14 protein-coding genes are annotated in these 17,840 nt (G+C 46.0%); all 14 read right to left on the bottom strand.

The window, feature by feature from the left end; translation table 11 throughout:
- Nucleotides 1-196: 196 nt before the first annotated feature.
- The 14 genes from recJ to DEF30_RS06035 all read right to left on the bottom strand — a co-directional run bounded on the left by recJ (nt 197) and on the right by DEF30_RS06035 (nt 17,805).
- On the bottom strand, nt 197-1,954 hold the full coding sequence (recJ, locus tag DEF30_RS05970; protein WP_294097403.1) for a single-stranded-DNA-specific exonuclease RecJ: 1,758 nt from the start codon (nt 1,952-1,954) through the stop codon (nt 197-199).
- A gap of 164 nt (nt 1,955-2,118) precedes the next feature.
- Nucleotides 2,119-2,703, bottom strand: a complete 585-nt coding sequence (locus DEF30_RS05975; RefSeq protein WP_294097404.1) for a DJ-1 family glyoxalase III — start codon at nt 2,701-2,703, stop codon at nt 2,119-2,121.
- Between the two features lie 119 nt (nt 2,704-2,822).
- Complete coding sequence (locus DEF30_RS05980) at nt 2,823-4,409, bottom strand: sulfatase-like hydrolase/transferase (protein WP_294097405.1); 1,587 nt, start codon at nt 4,407-4,409, stop codon at nt 2,823-2,825.
- On the bottom strand, nt 4,399-4,740 hold the full coding sequence (locus tag DEF30_RS05985) for a hypothetical protein (RefSeq protein ID WP_294097406.1): 342 nt from the start codon (nt 4,738-4,740) through the stop codon (nt 4,399-4,401). Before DEF30_RS05985 ends, DEF30_RS05980 begins: the two co-directional genes overlap by 11 nt.
- Nucleotides 4,741-4,861: 121 nt before the next feature.
- A complete protein-coding gene (locus DEF30_RS05990; protein WP_294097407.1) occupies nt 4,862-5,812 on the bottom strand; it encodes a Gfo/Idh/MocA family oxidoreductase in 951 nt (316 codons plus the stop codon).
- Between the two features lie 218 nt (nt 5,813-6,030).
- The gene (locus tag DEF30_RS05995) at nt 6,031-7,392 is read right to left on the bottom strand and encodes a DUF4301 family protein (protein ID WP_294097408.1); all 1,362 of its coding nucleotides are present in this window, start codon (nt 7,390-7,392) and stop codon (nt 6,031-6,033) included.
- A 201-nt stretch (nt 7,393-7,593) separates the two neighbouring features.
- Nucleotides 7,594-8,550, bottom strand: coding sequence for a Gfo/Idh/MocA family oxidoreductase (locus DEF30_RS06000; RefSeq protein WP_294097409.1), 957 nt, complete (start codon nt 8,548-8,550; stop codon nt 7,594-7,596).
- A gap of 219 nt (nt 8,551-8,769) precedes the next feature.
- Nucleotides 8,770-9,675 carry a diacylglycerol kinase family protein gene (locus DEF30_RS06005; RefSeq protein WP_294097410.1) on the bottom strand — a complete coding sequence of 302 codons (906 nt, stop codon included), beginning with the start codon at nt 9,673-9,675 and terminating at the stop codon, nt 8,770-8,772.
- Nucleotides 9,676-9,910: 235 nt separating this feature from the next.
- Nucleotides 9,911-11,086: a hypothetical protein gene (locus DEF30_RS06010; RefSeq protein WP_294097411.1), complete on the bottom strand. Its 1,176-nt coding sequence runs from the start codon at nt 11,084-11,086 to the stop codon at nt 9,911-9,913.
- Between the two features lie 661 nt (nt 11,087-11,747).
- A complete protein-coding gene (gene arcC / locus DEF30_RS06015) occupies nt 11,748-12,665 on the bottom strand; it encodes a carbamate kinase (protein WP_294097412.1) in 918 nt (305 codons plus the stop codon).
- A complete protein-coding gene (locus tag DEF30_RS06020) occupies nt 12,658-14,088 on the bottom strand; it encodes a DUF1116 domain-containing protein (protein ID WP_294097413.1) in 1,431 nt (476 codons plus the stop codon). Before DEF30_RS06020 ends, arcC begins: the two co-directional genes overlap by 8 nt.
- A gap of 3 nt (nt 14,089-14,091) precedes the next feature.
- On the bottom strand, nt 14,092-15,636 hold the full coding sequence (gene fdrA / locus DEF30_RS06025; protein ID WP_294097414.1) for an acyl-CoA synthetase FdrA: 1,545 nt from the start codon (nt 15,634-15,636) through the stop codon (nt 14,092-14,094).
- On the bottom strand, nt 15,617-16,504 hold the full coding sequence (locus DEF30_RS06030; protein WP_294097415.1) for a DUF2877 domain-containing protein: 888 nt from the start codon (nt 16,502-16,504) through the stop codon (nt 15,617-15,619). Before DEF30_RS06030 ends, fdrA begins: the two co-directional genes overlap by 20 nt.
- Complete coding sequence (locus DEF30_RS06035) at nt 16,501-17,805, bottom strand: nucleobase:cation symporter-2 family protein (protein ID WP_294097416.1); 1,305 nt, start codon at nt 17,803-17,805, stop codon at nt 16,501-16,503. The genes DEF30_RS06030 and DEF30_RS06035 overlap by 4 nt, the downstream gene beginning before the upstream one ends.
- Nucleotides 17,806-17,840 lie beyond the last annotated feature (35 nt).

Raw genomic sequence — 17,840 nt, forward strand, 5'->3', positions numbered from 1 at the left:
TTCAATCATCACGCAATAGATAGAGGTTTTTGCACGTTCCTGCCAGGTTCCAGTGGTATGATGCTCCGCTTCCCTTCGTACGAGAAAGAATACCAGCTGTCCGTGAAAGACGGAATAACAATCACAAGATTTAATTTAGCATACTTTATACCACTTTGCAATCAAATACCGTAAAAATATATCACTTCGAAAAAACTTAAGAAATACGAAGATCAAGGATCTTCATCTGAACTCTAGTGATGCCGTTGTAGGTGTTGAGATCCGGATAAAATAGAAGATCCACTTTCTTGTCTTTCAGCAATAGATCCAGTCTTTCAGCCTCCATGCCATGGACTTCTCTATAGTAATCCTCCAGTTTCTTCACCCCATAAAAATAGATTCCTTCCACCAAAGAGTTTTCGGACTGGAACAGAAATTTCAGATGGTCCTTGTTCTGACCAAGAAAATACATCTGGGAAATGGTCAGCCCCTTCTCCGCAAAGACAGGCTTCGGATTCTCCTTGCCAAAAGGCTCCAATGCGTCCAGAGCATTGACAAAGCTCTCGGTGATCTTCCCAGGCGAAAGCCTGGCATCGATGCGCACCTTCGGAAGAAGATCCTCTTCAGACAGCTCTGAATTCCGATTAAGACTCTCCCTCAAGGAGTTGAGATGCTCTTCTTCTATAGTAAGCCCTGCCGCCATGGGATGTCCACCAAATTTTTTCAGATGCTCCTTCACACTGCTGAGCCCTTCAAAAATATTATACTCCTCGATGGATCTGGCAGATCCTTTCAGACCATTCTCTGTGGTAGTCAGAACGATGGCTGGTCTGTAGTATCTTTCCTTCACCCTGCCGGCTATGATCCCAGCAAGACTCTCATGAACGTCCTCCAGATGAAGAACCATCACATGGTCCTCCTGGTAGCCATGGGTCCGGATCATATCTTCTGCTAAGACGATGCCTTCTTCTGTCATGGCCTTTCTTTTCTGATTGAGCTGATAAAGCTCTGTTGCAAGTCTTTTTGCTTCTTCACCTTCAGAAAAGAGAAGCTCCACACTCTTCCTCGCCGTGGCAAGTCTGCCCGCCGCGTTAAAGCAAGGGCCAAGAACAAAGCCGATGCTGTAGGTGGACACCTCTTTCAGGGAAAGATCCGCAGCTTCCGCCAAGGCAAGCAGCCCTTCATTCTGAATGTTCTTCAGAAGAGATAGTCCATGCTTCACAATGATTCTGTTTTCTCCCGTAAGATCCATGATGTCTCCCACCGTGGCAATGGCAGCATAAGGAAGATACCTTTCGATCACATCCTCATCCATGCCCATGACCTCATAAAGCTTTGTGATAAGTTTAAACGCCACTACAGCGCCGCAGAGTCCTTTATAGGGGTAAGGGCACCCTTCCTGCTTGGGATTCACCACAGCGTCTGCTGGGGGCAGCACTTGCCTCTTCTTTTCCCCCTCCATAACATATGGAATGTCATGATGGTCAGTGACGATGATGTCCATCCCCAGGTCCTTGGCATGCTGCACCGCTTCAAAGGCTGAAATGCCATTGTCAAAGGTAATGAGAAGATTAATTCCCTCTTCCTTTGCTTTCTCCACCATATCCTTGTTGATGCCGTAGCCGTCCTTTACTCTGTCTGGTATCTCATAGTCCACGAGAGCATCCACTTCTCTCAATGCTGACAGCGCGATGTAGATACTCATGGATCCATCGATGTCAAAATCTCCCACCAGACGGATTCTCTTCTCCTCTTCCAGAGCTGTTAAAATCAGATCCACCGCTTTGTCCATATCCTTCATGAGCCCCGGATCGTGAAGATCCGAAAGGCTTGGATGAAGATATGCCTTCATCTCTTCTAAAGTTCCTGGGCACCTGTTCACAAGGCACCTGGCAATCTCTTCCGGCAGATTCAGCGCTCGACTCAGCGCACCATAATCTGTCCTGATATTTTTCATCATCCATTTACTTTGCATACTCTCTTATCCTGTTCTTTCTCATATTTTCATTCATACCATTCATTATAGCCAAACTTTCCAAGAGAATGCAAAAGGAATCCCTGATTTTACTCAGAGATTCCTAAAATTCACAGTTCTTTCAAAGAGAATGGGATCACTTTACCTGAATGGTCCAGAAGCTCCTACTTTCCCTTCTTTTCCAGAAGGAAATTATACTGCATATCTTCCCGAAGTCTTATGGCATCTTCTTCTAGACCTAAAGCTTCCAGCAGTGAGAATCCCATTTCCATGGATGTACCTGCACCTCGTGAAGTGAGAATGTTGCCAGACCTTACAAAGACTTCATGAGCATACTTTTCTGGATGAATCTTCTCCTCAAAGGTTGGTGCAGAGGTGGCCTCATGGCCTTTTAAAATCCCTGCTTCCTCCAGTACCCAAGGTGCAGCACAGATGGCTCCGATGAGCACCTGATCCTCATTGTATTTTCGAAGAAGATCCAGCACCTTTTCACTGGCTGCTAGATTATTTACCCCGGGAACGCCTCCTGGAAGATACACCAGATCGTAGTCGTCGTTATAGATGTCAATGAACTCCAACCGAACGTCACTTTTCAGCGTGATATTATGCGACCCTGTCACATCTTCTTTTTCAGTAATGGATGCCACCTGTACTTTAACTTTGGCTCTTCTTAAGATATCAATGACCGATACCGCTTCAATCTCCTCAAACCCTGGTGCCAGAAGAACAAGAACTCTTTTACTATTCATTACGACTCCTCCCCTGAAACACTTATTTTCTAAATTATACCATAGAAGTTAAAATTTAACTTAACAGCACCACAACATAAACTGTAAATTCTTGCCCATCATTTACAATATAGCATCCTCTACTCCACAGAACTTTCTACTGTTCCGTTACCATAGATAAAGTTTTCTTGGTAGTATTTTGAATTCTTCGCAAGTTCAAGATTCATATCGCGGCCATATTTCTCTAGTAATGTTTCTTCCTGAGAGAATAAGTTTGTTCCCAATCCTAATCTGTTATTCTTAATCTCCACATTCATAGTTGCTAGAACCGTTGGAAAAATATCGTAGGTATTGAACTGCCTGTTTTTCTTCGTAATATCCTTATCCTCAAATCCTGAGTTTATAAATGCATTATATATCGTTCTCTGATAATCTGGGTCAATATCATCCAGAAAATCACTGTCCATCGTTAGATGATCTCCCACAATAACAATACTCGTATTTTCATAAAAAACCTGCTTTTGTACCCATTCTATAAACTCAGCGATCTGCTTTGATGAACAGGATATCACATTAGCATATTGGTCATCATATGTATGGCTGCATAAATCACATAGATACCCATCTTCAGCATGAGTATCCACAGTGAGCATCGTCAAATTAAACGGCTCCTCTTGCTGATGAAGTTCACTCAGTTTAATCTTCGCTATATCGAACAGTTTATGATCCTCATATCCCCAAAAAACAAAATAGTCCTCCGGAATCAGTTTATTATCCTTCGCATAATTGTAATCATAGATATTATAATTGCCATGCTGTTCAAAGAAGTTCTTTCTTCCGCCAAAAACCGCATCGGAACCGATCAATAGATTGTTCGAATACCCTTCTTTCTCTAATAGGTCTCCCATGGAAATTACACCTGGGAAAAACTCACTATGTTTTGACATAGAATTCCCATCAATTGGAATATTTAATGGAAGGCCAGTGGATTGTGCAAACATCGCTCCCATAGTCCAGCCAGCTCCCACCGCCTGTTCAAATCCACCAAGTTTATCAGAATTTGAAAAACTGATATTTTCCTGTGCCAAAGCGGAAAGTTCTTCGATAAGATCCGTCTCCAGTGCTCCCCCCTTACTCTTCGAAGAGAAGGTATTTTCTAAGGACTCTAAATAAATATAGATTAAATTTCTCTTCTTTTTAGGAAAAGTAGTATTCGTGCTTGGTTCCACATAATTCTCTTCAATAAACAAAGAGTCTTCATACTGATTTTTCACATAAGACAACACGTTAAAATTTTTATCCGCTGTTATGAAGGAAGAAAGTAATATTACCAGAGCACTAAATAAAGCCACTGTTTTTATTAAACGGAAGGGTAAGATCCTGATTGTTACTTCTTTTTTATACTTCTCTGTAAGTTTGAAGCTGAAAATCAAATTGTATCGATACGTGCTTCTGATGAGAATTCTGCTATGAACTGTATGTACAATCAAGATGATTATCAACAGATAACCTATGGGAGTTAGAACATATTTGAGTGCGGAACCTACCATCGTTGTATCAGCACCATCAAGGGGTACTTTTACATGAAAGATAATCTGATCAAGGGTCAAATCTGAAAAGGACAGTCTTGCCCACTCTACTAATCTGTATAGGCCTACTGCAAGAATCAGTGCAACATACCCTGCTACCAACATCGGGTCCTTTGACTTTGTTTTTTTATTCATCATCTTTTGAGATAATTCTCTCCTTACTAATTTTGATACTTATGCTTTTCTTTATAAATTTCAGTAAAAGACCATTCATATATGATACAGCAATAATGACAATTAGGTACTTTAACGAAATGAAGGAAGGGTTGATTCTTCCATTGACAAAACTCTCTGAGTTTCCAGACAGGAATCTAAGAACAGCAATTAAAACTATGATGTTCAGGAATATACACTCTATAGCTCGTCTTAACTCATGTTTCCATTTTAGCTGAAGTGAATCTCTCACCTCTTCATTAGTCATGATGAGGTATGTAAGAAGTCCTGACAACAAAAAAATAATCTCTCCCATAATAGCTCCTTCACATAAAAATCTACTCACATGATAACATAGACTCATCATGATTTAAATGAACAGCACAAAATAGCAGAGTTCTTCATTAGAAAACTCTGCTACTTCATAGTATGAATATCTAGATTACAGCAAAAATCCGGTCTAGTATCCTTGCGTTCATCCGGGTCTCAGAAAGAGACAAAAGCGGAAGCTTTCCGTCCAGAATGCTCACAGAAAAGTCCTCAAACTCCTCTGTGAACTTCTCACAAGGCTCCACATAGATGTCCTCTTTCTTTCCTTCCACATACAGCGTGATGGTTCCGTCGTTGTAGAGGAAAGGATCTGGTATCCTCAATCTTCCTTGGGTACCAATGATCTCTGCCTCATTCTTCTCAAAGGAGTTGAAGCCGCTGTGGATCACCGCCGTGACCCCATCCTCATATTCAAAAAGCACCGTGCTCTGAACATCTACTCCTTCTCTCACTTTCTTTGTTCCCAGGATACTGATGGGTTCCTTTTTCATAAGAAGTGTCAGGAAGTTCACGCCGTAGCTTCCCACATCGTAAAGGGCTCCCCCACCAAGGTCCTTGTCCATACGGATGTCTCCATCCTCTTCCATCATGAACCGGAAAGAGGCATCGATGTGCCTGATTTCTCCTAAAACACAACTGTCCACAATCTCCATCACCTTCTGTATCCTTGGTGTATAGCGGTACATGAATCCTTCCATGAGCAGTTTATCCTGTTCTTCCGCTGTTTTCATCATATGCACCACTTCTTCCTCTGAAAGGCCCAGAGGCTTCTCACAAAGCACATGCTTTCCTTTCTCCAGAGCTTTCACCGTCCACTCCTTATGAAGGCTGTTGGGCAGCGGAATATAGACTGCATGGACGTCTTTATCCTCCAGAAGCTCCTCATAAGACCCATAGATTTTTTCAAAGGGCTCTTTCATCTTCGCCTCTTCCAACTCTTCCTGATCCCTGGTCGCCAGCGCATACAGATGAGAATGCTTGGCATCCAGTATGGCTGGAATGCCGGAGTCCTTGGCAATGGATGCATACCCTAATATTCCCCAATTGATCTTTTTCATGTCGTACCTCCGTTGGTATCTATCTTATTAATATTATTCTTTTTAAACACCTCTTTAGAAGGTGCTACTAAGAAGTATATGCATAATCTTTTACCTTGGCATGAACAGGAAGAAAACACTCCTGAAGAATCTTTGAACAATGGGAAAAAGAAAAGGACAGAGGAGAAGTAAGACTGCTCTTACACCTCTTCTGTCCACTAATTAATCTTTTTTACAATCTAGGCTTCTCCCCGGTGACAAGGTGAAAGAAGATCGTTGACCTTCTTTACCGGATTGAAGGTGGAAAGGGGCACCTCCACAAAGATGGTATTCCATCTGTCCATGGCCCCATTCCAGAGTCCTGGGTGCTCCAGAGCTTTGATGGGCTTTCCTTGATGGCTTTTATTCGCAATGAAGTATCTGTCCTCATTCACAAACTGAAGAAGATCAAACTTCTCTCCTTTATAGTCTCTCACAAAGCACACCAGATCCACAGGATTGAAAAACTCAGACGTTTCAAAAAGCTTCCTCTGATCCTCCTTTGAAAAGTCCACTTCACTCTTTTCACAGATCTGAAGATCCGAGTAGTCCCCTTGATCGAGCACAAAGGGTCCCCCACCAGGTTCACCCTGGTTTTTCACCACACCGCAGACCCGAAGGGGCCGGTGTAACAGCTCTACTATTTTCTCTTTGGTCAGTTCCCCTTTATAGGAAATATGCAGCTCATTCAGAAGAAACGCTCCAACTTCCTGAAGATCTGCCTCATCTTCCAAGAGCTTCACAAGATACTCATCGATTCTTTTCTTCATCGCATATCCGATGGAAGCCAGTTTCTTCTTCGAAAGGACGGTATCCCCGAGAAAAGCTCTATGACAGACATTGTCAATGTTCTTGATGAAGATCACATCCGCCTCCAGATCGTTGAGGTTTTCAATGAGGGCTCCATGGCCGCCAGGTCTATAAAGATGCTCTCCATTTTCCAGCAGAAAGGGCTTGTTCTCCATATCCACTGCCACGGTGTCCGTGGAAGGCTTCTGGAATGAATGGGTCAGCTCCACGGACATCCCGCTCTTTGCCACCTCTTCCCGAAAGGCCAAAAAGAGTCCTTCATGGTTTGGGGAGATGGTGAAGTGAAGCTTCAGACTCTCAGGATTCAGATACTTCTCTCCTTCATAGAGATGCTCTTCAATGGGCATGGATGAAAAATGCTCATAGCGGTTCGTCTTGATGAAGGCTTTGGGGTATTCCCCATACTTCATCTCAAAAAGAAGATGCCTTATGATTCTCTTTCGGTCCTCTTCCTTCTCCTTTTGTAGATACTTCTCTTGAAGCACTCCTTCAAGATCCTCATAAAAAGGAAACTCTTCCAGATGTTCGAAAAACTCAGATATGGCCTCTGTCTCTTTGCCCTCATCCAGATACCGATAAAGATCCTCAAACATTCTGGTGGCAGCGCCGCTGGCCGGCACAAACTTCACACAGTGAAGATCAAGATACTCCTCTGTGATTTCATTTGACATCGTCAGATGCTCCCGGGTCACCGGGGACACAATACGTACATACTTTGTTCCAGCTTCAAATTTCTCCAAATATTCTCTCACAAGATCCTCCAAATGCACTTCTTTTTATCGTTCTTGTTTTATTATACAAGAGAATCCCCTTAGAAACTGCACCAAAAATGTATCTTCAGAGTTTCTCAGAACTTCCTGATTCTCATTCCGATATCATCTGATTCTATGAAGATTTCTTGATAAATATCAAAATACACTTTCTATATGGATTTATTTTCTAAGTAGAAATGCTTATTTGTAGATGTTCCAAAGGATCCTGTCCATGACCCGAGCCTGAAGAAGACTCTCTAAAAGGGAGATAAGAGGCCTAGACTTCCCTAAAACAGCCTTTGAGAAATCCTCCACTTCCAAAGTGTACCGGTGACAGCCAGGTACAGAAATATCCTCCACCTGATTCTTATGATAAAGGGTAAGGTCTCCCGCTTCTTCCAGGAAGGTATCGGGAATCACCAGCCTTCCTTCTGTACCGAGGATCTCACTGGAGTTTACCCCATAGGCATTGAACCCGCAGTGAAGAGACGCCGTGACCCCATTTTTATACGTTAAAAGCACCGAGGTCTCAATGTCTACCCCATCTTCCATGACGGAGGATACTGCAATCCCCTGCGGCTCTTCTTTCAGAAGAAGATTTGCAAAGCTCACGGGGTAACACCCCACATCATACAGCGCTCCTCCCCCCAGCTCCTTCTTCATTTTGATGGTATTGGGCCGGTTCAGGTAAAACCGGAACGAGGAGTCGATATGACGGATTTCTCCTAAGACCCCACTTTGTACAAGCTCCAGAACCTTCCTGATTCTATGGGTGTAGCGGTACATGAAGGCCTCCATGAGAAGAACACCATACTTTTCGCTGGTCTCTGTCATGTCCTTCACCTCTTTCTCTGACAATGCCAAAGGCTTTTCACATAGGACATGCTTTCCTTTCTCCATGGCTTTTACTGCCCACTCCTTATGGAGAGCATTGGGCAGCGGAATATACACCGCTTGAATGTGCTCATCCTCCAGAAGCTCCTCATAGGTTTCATAAACCCTCTCAAAAGGAAAAAGGCTCCTTGCCTCTTCCCGTTTTTCGGCATCTCTGGAGGCTATGCCATAAAGCCTTGCAGAAGGCGCTTCCAGTAGCGCTGGAATCACCTCATTTTTCGCAATCCTTGCATAACCCAGTATGCCCCAATGGATCTGTTTCACTTACTACCACTCCCCTTTTTCATTTATGGACCTATGATCGGATCTCATCTACATGTTTGTTGTGTAGTTGTCACTTTCACGGACTTCTTTCACACTTCCAGTGTATCACAGGTATGGTTCCTCTTTTCTTGACGAGATCCTCAAAAAAAGAAGGACACCTTTTGCTTTGTGCCCTTGCTTTAATCCTTCTTGAATCTACTACTCTTCTACATCCATGATTTAGCTCTTCTCCACATCCGGCACCAGAACTTTCAGATGCCCTTCCAGCACCTCCACGGTAAAGGGCACCTTAGGTCCCTTTTCTCCGTCCAGATCGCTCTCGTAATGCTCCTCGCCTAAGGGCGCCACCTTCATTTTTCTTGTGGAAAAATACGTCAGGTGATCTGACGACACCACATCTCCTTTTAGAAAATCTGGCAGAATTTTCGCCGTATCGAGAAGGCTCAAGTCTTCTATAAGGAGTACATGAAGCTTTCCATCCTCCAGGGTCGCCTCGGGAAAAATTCCCTCAAAGCCTCCCAAAGATCCGGATAAGGAACCCACAACAGCCGTGAGCTCTCCTTGGAACACCTCTTCTCTGCTGTCGATCTTCAGCTGAATCTTCTCTTTCTCCAGAAGTTTTTTCAGGCCAGCCAGAAGATACGCCAAAGGTCCAAGTTTTGATTTCTCATCCGGAGTCACCTGATGGATACTCTCCGGAACTCTGCCCAGTGCAAATCCACTGGCAAAGTACCGGTCTCCAGCCTTTGCAACATCGATGGGCCGCTTGATTCCTCCGGAAAGCACCTTGACGGCTTCTTCAGGATCCAGAGGGATCTTAAGAGCCCGTGCCAGATCGTTGACGGTGCCAAGGGGAATGATGCCTAAAGCTGGCCTCACCTTATGGTCTGAAAGACCATTGACAACCTCATGGACCGTACCGTCTCCGCCCATGGAGACCACCAAAGAGACTCCTTCTTTTGAAGCTTCCTTGGCAAAACCCGCAGCATCCCCTGCTCCCTTTGTTTCCTTCACTTCCACTTCTTCATAGACTTTTTTAAGCTCCTTCACCGCTTCTTCCTCATAGGCTTTCGCCTGCTCTTTTCCGGATGAAGGATTGACAATGAGTACTGCCTTATTCTTCATAGTATCCTCTCCTCTTTCTCACACGCAATCATCCATGAGAGTCCTCATGCTAAAGGTCTCCCCAAAAAACTGCATACTGATGATAGTAGTATAAGAAACTTCTGTGTAACGGCTGTGAACTCATAAAAAACAAATATTGAAAAGAGAAGCCAAAAGAAACGCTCGACGTAGAAAGGGCTGATCTCCCCTTTCTACGTCGAGCATTTCTTCGAAAACCAGAAGCTCAAAGTCTTCTCTACATCTGACTCTTCAGATGGCTAAGAAGTTCATAAAACTGACTCTTAAGAGGTGCTGTACCCGGAAGAGTGCCACTTCTATAGATGTCGCTCTTCTTCAGGTCATTTCTCGTTAAAAGCTCCGCGAGATTTCTCACCTCAATTCCAGCTTCGTAATGGAGAAGATAGATTCCGTCATTTCGTTCCATCTCATCCAGAAGATCCGGATCCAATGTAGTGGCAAGGAGGCACGCTCCTTTTCGGTTCACTTCAGAATTTCCAAAAAGACGTAAAAGAGCAATGGCTTTGTCTCTTGACATTTCTCTCCCCAGACCGTCTACCAAAAGATAGCCTCCATGTTTCAGCACCTGGGAGGCCATATGGAGAAGCACGGTGCTTCTCATGAGGCCCGGTGATATGTACCTTTTCAGCTCTTTCTCCTCCTTGAGAAAGAACGGGTCCAGATCATAGAACTTCAACTGGATTCCCTTCACTCCCCTCACTTCATCCACAGCATCCAAGCGGATCTCCTCAATCTGAGGGGCTGTATACTTTAATAGAGTCTTGTCCACAGAGAAAAAATTCTGAAGAAGCTCTTCTTCTGATAAGCGGATGAGATCCAGGTGAAGCATTCCACAGGTCTCTTCTTTATAAATATCTTTTGCAATGCTCACATCTACAGGCAGTTCTTCGGCCTTTCCTTTCCGTGTGAGGACCGGTTCCTCTGCCTCAAAGGCGAAGAGATTTTTTCTCGATCGGATCTTCGAAGGCTCCTTCTCATAGAGCGCTTCGTATTCAATGATGAACTTGCTCTCCTCTTCAAAGAAAGCCACATCTTTTCGGATGGTGGACACCAGCTTATAGAGCCTCTCCGATTTCCCCATAAAATATGTTTCCAGATGAAAGCGTTCTCCAATACCAACGCCATCTAGAACCATCGCATTTCTAATAAGAGACAGAGGCATGCCTTCCAGCATACGCATGGCAAAGGAAATCATCTCTATGGTGGGAGATTTTCCTGATGTGTTGTCTCCAATAAACATCAGGGTGCTGTTCTGATAGACCCTGGGAAGCAGCTCATAAAGGGGACTGTTTTCTTTTACTACCCTTTGCCTGGCGACAAATTCCAGCTCCAGAGGAGTCTTGTAGGCCTTAAGGCCTTCTATCTTAAGTTTGAGGAGTCTCATGTTCTTCATCCTTTATTCTTTATTCTTTTGTTTCATTCTCGCTGGACCTTGGTCCCACGTCTTTTTTCTGCAGCGAACCATGGATCCAGCAATTTTTTAGCAGCTTCGCTTTGAAGAAGTCAAAAAACAGATGCACCGCATCTGCTTATATTTTCTATCATGTTCTTCTGTACCTTTAAACGCTGGGTTTCTTTAAAAGAAGTCTCCCAGCCCCAAACACTCCTTCCTTCTGCATTGTACTTTTTGATTTTTCGAGGCATCTCCTATAAAGGCTCCACATGAAGATCCTACCACTGATTCCCCCTAAAATTGCTCTTTACAGGACTTCAGAGGGATGACTGTACCTCTATTATACTATAAATACGTTTAATCGTTTACATCAACTAAAAAATTTACCAATACCACAGAAATACTGCTCTATTTTTTATTCTCTTTTAAAATTCTGCTGGAATAAATTTCCACACACTTGCATTTTTAAAGATTTAAACTCCATAGACTCATAAGGCCCCACTCAAACAGAATAAACAAAAATAGCAGGAGCAAAGAACCATCCATATGATCTTTTTGAACTTGCATGAAACTGCTTTCTTGAACTTAAAAAAGGATCCCAGGAAGCTTTCAGTAAAGCTCCAGGGAATCCTTCTTTTATTTCTTTCTATGTCCTTTAGGTCTACTTCTCGCTGATGTAGATGATGGTGCCGCTTTTCCCAACCAGAGCGTCATTGGCTCTTTCTAGAGAACCGATGATGGCTTTTCTGTCCTTTCCAGACTGAGCAAAGGCCACACCTGTGAGCACCTTAGGGAGCATGCTTCCAGGTGGGAACTGTCCTTCCTCTGCATAGCGCAGGGCCTCTTCCACATGCATGCTGGAGAGATTTTCCTGGTTTTTCTTGCCAAAATTGATGGCTACCCGGTCTACTCCAGTGAGCATGAACATGAAATCACAATCGGAAAGCTCTGCAAGCTTTCCACTGGAAAGGTCCTTGTCGATGACCCCTTCCAGTCCTTCATATCCATTTACTGTCTTCTTTACCGGAATTCCGCCGCCTCCTACGGAGATGACGATGTGTCCTGCGGACAGAAGCACCTTCACAGACTCCTTCTCCACAATGTCCACGGGCTTTGGTGAAGGCACCACTCTTCGGTAGCCTCTTCCTGAATCTTCCACAAAAGGATACCCGATGGCGTCTTCCTGAGCCTTGGCCTCCTCATAGGTCATGAAACGTCCGATGGGCTTCTGAGGATTCTTGAAGGCCTCATCTTTCTCATCCACCACCACCTGGGTGACCACTGAGACCACTTCTCTTTCAATGCCTCTAGATAAAAGCTCTGTCTTTAGGGCATTCTGCAGATGATAGCCGATATACCCTTGGCTCATGGCGGTGCACTCGGTAAGAGGCATCTCTTCCTTCGCCATGGCATCATGGATCATCCCCACCTGAGGACCATTTCCATGGGAAATGATCACTTCGTGTCCCTTTTCAATCAGATCTGAAATGGATCTGGACGCTTCTTTCAGCGCTTCCTTCTGTTCTTTCCAGGAATTTCCCAGGGCGTTTCCGCCCAGGGCAATCAGTATTCTACTCATTCGCGTTGCTCCTTTTTTCTGCCAGAGCCAGAAGAGCTTTCTTGAAGCAGTCCATTGGCGGACTGACAAGACCTGCACCTACCTGACCGATACCGGCTACTTTATGGGCCATTCCTGTATTGATGATGGGAAGAGTGCCTGTGGCGATGACCTTCAGGACATCGATGCCGATGGCAGATCCTCTGAAATCCAGCGTAGGAATGGAGAAGTTTGTATTCTCAGATGTGGTGATGGTGTACATCTTTTCGCTGTAGGCAATGGCGTCCGCCACGGTTCCACCTACAAACTGCACGATGGCAGGAGATCCGCCCATGGCAAATCCGCCGATGCCCATGGTTTCTGTGATGGTGCTGTCCCCGATGTCAGGGTTTGCATCGTCTTCGGTGAAGCCTGGGAAAAGAAGTCCCTTGATTTTGTCTGCAGGTGCAGTAAACCAGGTTTCCTTGCCAAGACCGCTGATTCTGATGCCAAAATCCACACCATTACGGGCCATGGTTGTGACCACAGTGGATCCTTCCACATGCTGGGCTGCATCTGTAGCTGCCTTACAAGCCGCCATGGAAAGATTCAGGAAGTAGTGGTCATTGCCTTTCATGAACTCCACACATCTGGCGATGGCCTTCTTGTCTTCCTCCAGGAGGAAGAAGTACGAGGAGATCTCACGGAAGAACAGACTGGTGGCTGCCTTGTTTCTGTTATGGCACTCATCTCCCATATGCACCGCCTGGGAAATGAGGCTCTTGATGTCTACGCCGTCTCCCTTTAATGCTAGAGCTTTCTTCATGATGGGCGCAAACTCTTCGCGGATCCACTTGAGCCTCTTGATGACGCTCTCGTCATAGGCGCCATATCGAAGCACCTTGCCAAGACCTTCATTGACACTGCAGAAGGACACGTTGCCATGGGTCATGTCTTTTACCACATGCACGGGCATGTGAGGAGAAAGAACGCCAGCCATGGGACCTACCGCACTATGTTCGTTGCAAGGAGAGAACTTGATGATGCCGGACTCAATGAGCTTCACCGCTTCCTCTTCATTCTTTGCCCTGTCTTCAAAAATAAGAGCTCCGATGACGGCACCCTTCATGGGCCCGCACATTCTCTCCCAGGAAATAGGAGGACCTGCATGGAGGATGGTGTTTTCATCCATACCAGGCACCACATCAATGGCTTCCGCCATATCGATGAGGACGCCATGGGAAGCCTTCATGATGTTTACCACCTTCTCATTGGCTTCCTTCACCTTCTCATCCTTCTCCAGCACTTCCAGTGCTCTAATAAGAGACACATCTCCACCGGCAGGTGGCTTCCAGGCCACATGGACCACATCTCTTTCCTGAAGCTTCAGATCTTCAATAAATGTTTTTGCACCAATATTTACTACCTTCAGTTCACTCTGAAGAAGCTTACTCATTTCACTCATTCTTTATACCGCCTTCTTCATGATCATTGCTGCCGCCAGGGCTGCTTCTTTGTTGCTGTCAAAGACCAGGATGCCATGCTCTCTCAGAAGTCTCTTCTGTAGATGATAATCCTGCTTGTCAAGGTCTGTACCCAGCACGTAAGCCACAAACACCAGATGTCTGTCGTCTTTCTCTGCCAGGATCTTCGCCTTTTCAATGGCCTTTAACGTTACTTCCACCGCTTCGTCATGGGATCCATAGCCCAGTTCGAAATCAAGTAATATAACGCCGGTCTCTTCCTTCGCCGCTTCTCTTAGGATGTGCTCATTTCTCAAGGAAGGCTCAATCATGGGATGGGGCTTTCCATTGGTGTACTCATCTTCCCCCAGATCCAGAAGCACATGTCCTTTGGTCTTTACGCCATCGGTGAGCTTCTCTTCACTCTTCTTGGCCACATTACTCTTCACAGGCCCTAGTGCGTCTCTTAGGATGCTGAGGCCTTCTGCGCAGAGGGTACCGCCACAGTAGAGACCGCGAAGATCTGTCTGCTTTTCTGAAAGAAGATCGCTGTAAGGCTTTGGATCAAATCCGGAAAGAAGCACCTTCTTCTCTTTCTCCGGCTGGAGAAGAGATACTGCAAGTTCCGCTCCTTCATAAAGTCCTTTGGCAAAATGCACATGCTCTGGAAGACCTTCCACAGGTTCTCCATCCAGGAAGCAGACCACCACAGGTTTCTCAATCTTTTTGATGGTTTCAAAGATCTTGTCCGCAATGGACTTGGCTGGTGGCTTGGACACCAGAAGAAGCACTTTTGTGTCCGGATCGCTATTCAGCGCTTCAATGCCCTGAAGCATCATGATGCCGCCGATCTTCTCATGAAGGTCCCGTCCGCCGGTGCCGATGCCATGGGAAACACCTTCGCCCAGATGATGGATCTGAACCATGACTTCCTGAAGACCTGTGCCAGAAGCGCCGACGATACCGATGCCTCCGCGTCTCACATCATTGGCAAAGCACAGGCCTGTACCGCTGATAAAAGAAGTGCCGCAGTCCGGTCCCATGACAAGAAGTCCCTTGTCTCTGCCCATTTCCTTCAGCTCACGCTCTTCTTCCAGAGACATGTTGTCACTGAAGATCATGACATGAAGTCCATTTTCCAGAGCTTTTCTTGCTTCTCTTGCCGCATAGGCTCCTGGTACAGAAAGCACCGCCACATTGGCTTCAGGAATCAGATCCACCGCTTCTTCCACGGACTCCGGAATTACTTCCGCCCCTTTTCCCTGCACTTTTTTCTTTGGAGACAGAAGCTCATGGATCATTTTGTAGGCTTCTTCCACCACTTCTTGCTTCTCGGAAGAAACAGCCAGAAGAAGATCCGATGGACCTGCGCCTTCCATTTCCTCGGTGAAAAGCCCAACGCTCTTCAGAAGGTCCTTATTCATTTCTGTGGCCATGGAGACCACCGCATCAATCACGCCTTCCATCTCCCGGATCTTGCCGGTGAGAGACATGAGAGTCACAGAGTCAAAATACATATTCTTTCTCAGTTCAGCTTTTTTTATCATCATTTCCTCCACATTGTTGTTCTAGATGTAGTTGTAGTGCAAAAAGTGCACCAGAGGCCATATCCGTCCCCGAAATAGACCCAATATTCAGTAATTTTTTCATAGCATTTTTCCTCTTTTCTACATCACTGCCATAGAGGATCTCTTCACAGAAGTTTGTGAGAGCTCCGGGAAATCTGCCCTCTTTGCCAAAGTGCAGCATCTGGAGGCTCACCTCCGTGGTGCTCACTGTCCCCTGTTCGAGCAGGGTCTTAAGGTTTTGTGCGGTGTCTCGCACAAAGGTGCCCTGTAAGTAAGATGCCATGGCCATAAATCCCAGGGCGAAATCATCCCCCGAAGGGGTCAGGCCGAGGCCAAGACCAAGGATCTTTCTGAAGTCTCCCGTTCTTTTCACCTCGAAGATTCTTTCCTGAAAGGCTTTTTCCAGATACCCCTCTTGAGGTCCGGGAAGAAAAAAGGAGAGGCAACCTCCCCGCTTTCCATATAACCGAAGCTCTTCCAGGGTATTTTCTACAGTATCTTTGGGATTCCCTGCGCCATTGGCTGCAGATTGTCTCTCTTCAGGTTTTCTCATGAGAAGATCTGAGAGATCCACCTGAAGGCTGTGTCCTAAGACCAGCATCCCCGAAGCCAAATGCACAGGCTTTCCCAAAAGATGGTGGTATTCCTCAAAAGGGATTTTTCCTGAAATCTCCAGAGTGCCAGGCAGATACATATCCCGCTGGATGGAAAGGGTCCAGAGCCTGCCGTCCTCCTCCATGAGATTCATGGTGGTGGAAAAGATGCTGTGGATTTTCCCTTTGAAAGGACAGCCAGGCTGAAGCCTCCGGTAAAGAAGCTCCTCTGCCCGGAGACCTTTTAAGGTCCTCACTTTTCCTCCTCCGCCGGAAGAAAGAGATCCAGCCCGATGGCGGTGACCGCAGAAGGCACCACGCCAGAGGTTAAGATGAGCTGAATGTCCTGGTGAAGATGCCCCAAAGCTTCCGGCACCAGGCTGAGCCCAATCCCAAGGCCAAGAGACAGGGCGATGATGAGAGAGTTTCTGCTGGTGAAGGGGATCTTTCCAAGAAGAGAGAACCCGGACACCGCCACCATGGAAAACATGGCAATGGACGCTCCGCCAAGGACCGGCACTGGAATCATTGAAAGCACCGCCGAGAACTTAGGGAAAAAGGCCAGAAGAAGAAGCATATACGCGCCAATTCTTACCACATGACGGCTGAATACTCCAGTGAGATTCACCACTCCGATGTTCTGGGTATAGGAAGTGTTCGGAAAGCCGTTCATGAGAGCTGCCAGGGCGCTGGAAAGTCCGTCCGCCAGCACGCCACCGGTCTTTTCCTCTTCTGTGGGCTCTCTGTCCTCCCCAGCGATGGTGATGGCAGAAATGTCTCCCAGGGTTTCAATGGTGGTGGCCACATACATGAACAGCATCCCGATGATGGCCGCAGGATAAAAACGCCACTGGTATCTCAAAGGAAGAGGCATCGCCACAAAGGAAGCATCCTTGATGGCTCCTCCATCCAGGATCCCCAGGAAAAGGGAGAGTACAAAACCTGTCAGGATCCCCAGAAGGATGGAAGCAGACTTCACAAATCTGTTTTTGGAGCGGTGGCAGAAGACGATGGTAAGAAGCACCACCGACGCCAGCAGAAGCGCCGTAGGGTCTCCCAGATTCCCCGCTCCACCCGCTGCCTGCTTCACAGCCACCGGGATGAGGGTCACCCCAAGGGTGACCACCACCACGCCGGATACCAAAGGAGTAAATACTTTTTTCAGTTTCGGCAGGCTCTTTCCGAGAACCATCTCAAAAAGACCGCCGACAAAACTGGAGGCAAAGACCGCACCAATGCCGTAGGTGCCGGCAATGGACATCACCGTGGCAATGAACGCATTGCTGGTGCCCATGACAATGGGCAAGCCTGAACCGATCTTTTTCCCTTTACGGATTTGGATGAGCGTTCCCACTCCGGCCATGAAAAGGGCACACTGGATGAGAAAGGTCTTATCCGAAGGGGGAAGATCAAGAAGTGCAGACACCATAAGCGGCACTGTGATGTTCGCGGCGAACATGGCAAAGATATGCTGGAAAGCCAGAGGCACCGCTTTCTTCAGCTCCGGTCTGTCCTCCATCCCATATAAAATATCCGGGTTTACTTTCTTTTCCGTCATATCTTTTACCTGCTCCTTTACCTGTTTACTCAGTT

It is taken from the genome of Proteiniclasticum sp. (genome assembly GCF_003514505.1).
Classification (GTDB): Bacteria; Bacillota; Clostridia; order Clostridiales; family Clostridiaceae; genus Proteiniclasticum.

What these genes read in the sequence shown, in the direction of transcription:
- DEF30_RS06010 (WP_294097411.1), bottom strand. Translation starts at nt 11,086, where the DNA reads ATGAAGAACATGAGACTCCTCAAACTTAAGATAGAAGGCCTTAAGGCC.
- DEF30_RS05975 (WP_294097404.1), bottom strand. Translation starts at nt 2,703, where the DNA reads ATGAATAGTAAAAGAGTTCTTGTTCTTCTGGCACCAGGGTTTGAGGAG.
- DEF30_RS06035 (WP_294097416.1), bottom strand. Translation starts at nt 17,805, where the DNA reads ATGACGGAAAAGAAAGTAAACCCGGATATTTTATATGGGATGGAGGAC.
- DEF30_RS06005 (WP_294097410.1), bottom strand. Translation starts at nt 9,675, where the DNA reads ATGAAGAATAAGGCAGTACTCATTGTCAATCCTTCATCCGGAAAAGAG.
- DEF30_RS05990 (WP_294097407.1), bottom strand. Translation starts at nt 5,812, where the DNA reads ATGAAAAAGATCAATTGGGGAATATTAGGGTATGCATCCATTGCCAAG.
- DEF30_RS05985 (WP_294097406.1), bottom strand. Translation starts at nt 4,740, where the DNA reads ATGGGAGAGATTATTTTTTTGTTGTCAGGACTTCTTACATACCTCATC.
- fdrA (WP_294097414.1), bottom strand. Translation starts at nt 15,636, where the DNA reads ATGATGATAAAAAAAGCTGAACTGAGAAAGAATATGTATTTTGACTCT.
- DEF30_RS06020 (WP_294097413.1), bottom strand. Translation starts at nt 14,088, where the DNA reads ATGAGTGAAATGAGTAAGCTTCTTCAGAGTGAACTGAAGGTAGTAAAT.
- DEF30_RS05980 (WP_294097405.1), bottom strand. Translation starts at nt 4,409, where the DNA reads ATGATGAATAAAAAAACAAAGTCAAAGGACCCGATGTTGGTAGCAGGG.
- arcC (WP_294097412.1), bottom strand. Translation starts at nt 12,665, where the DNA reads ATGAGTAGAATACTGATTGCCCTGGGCGGAAACGCCCTGGGAAATTCC.
- recJ (WP_294097403.1), bottom strand. Translation starts at nt 1,954, where the DNA reads ATGCAAAGTAAATGGATGATGAAAAATATCAGGACAGATTATGGTGCG.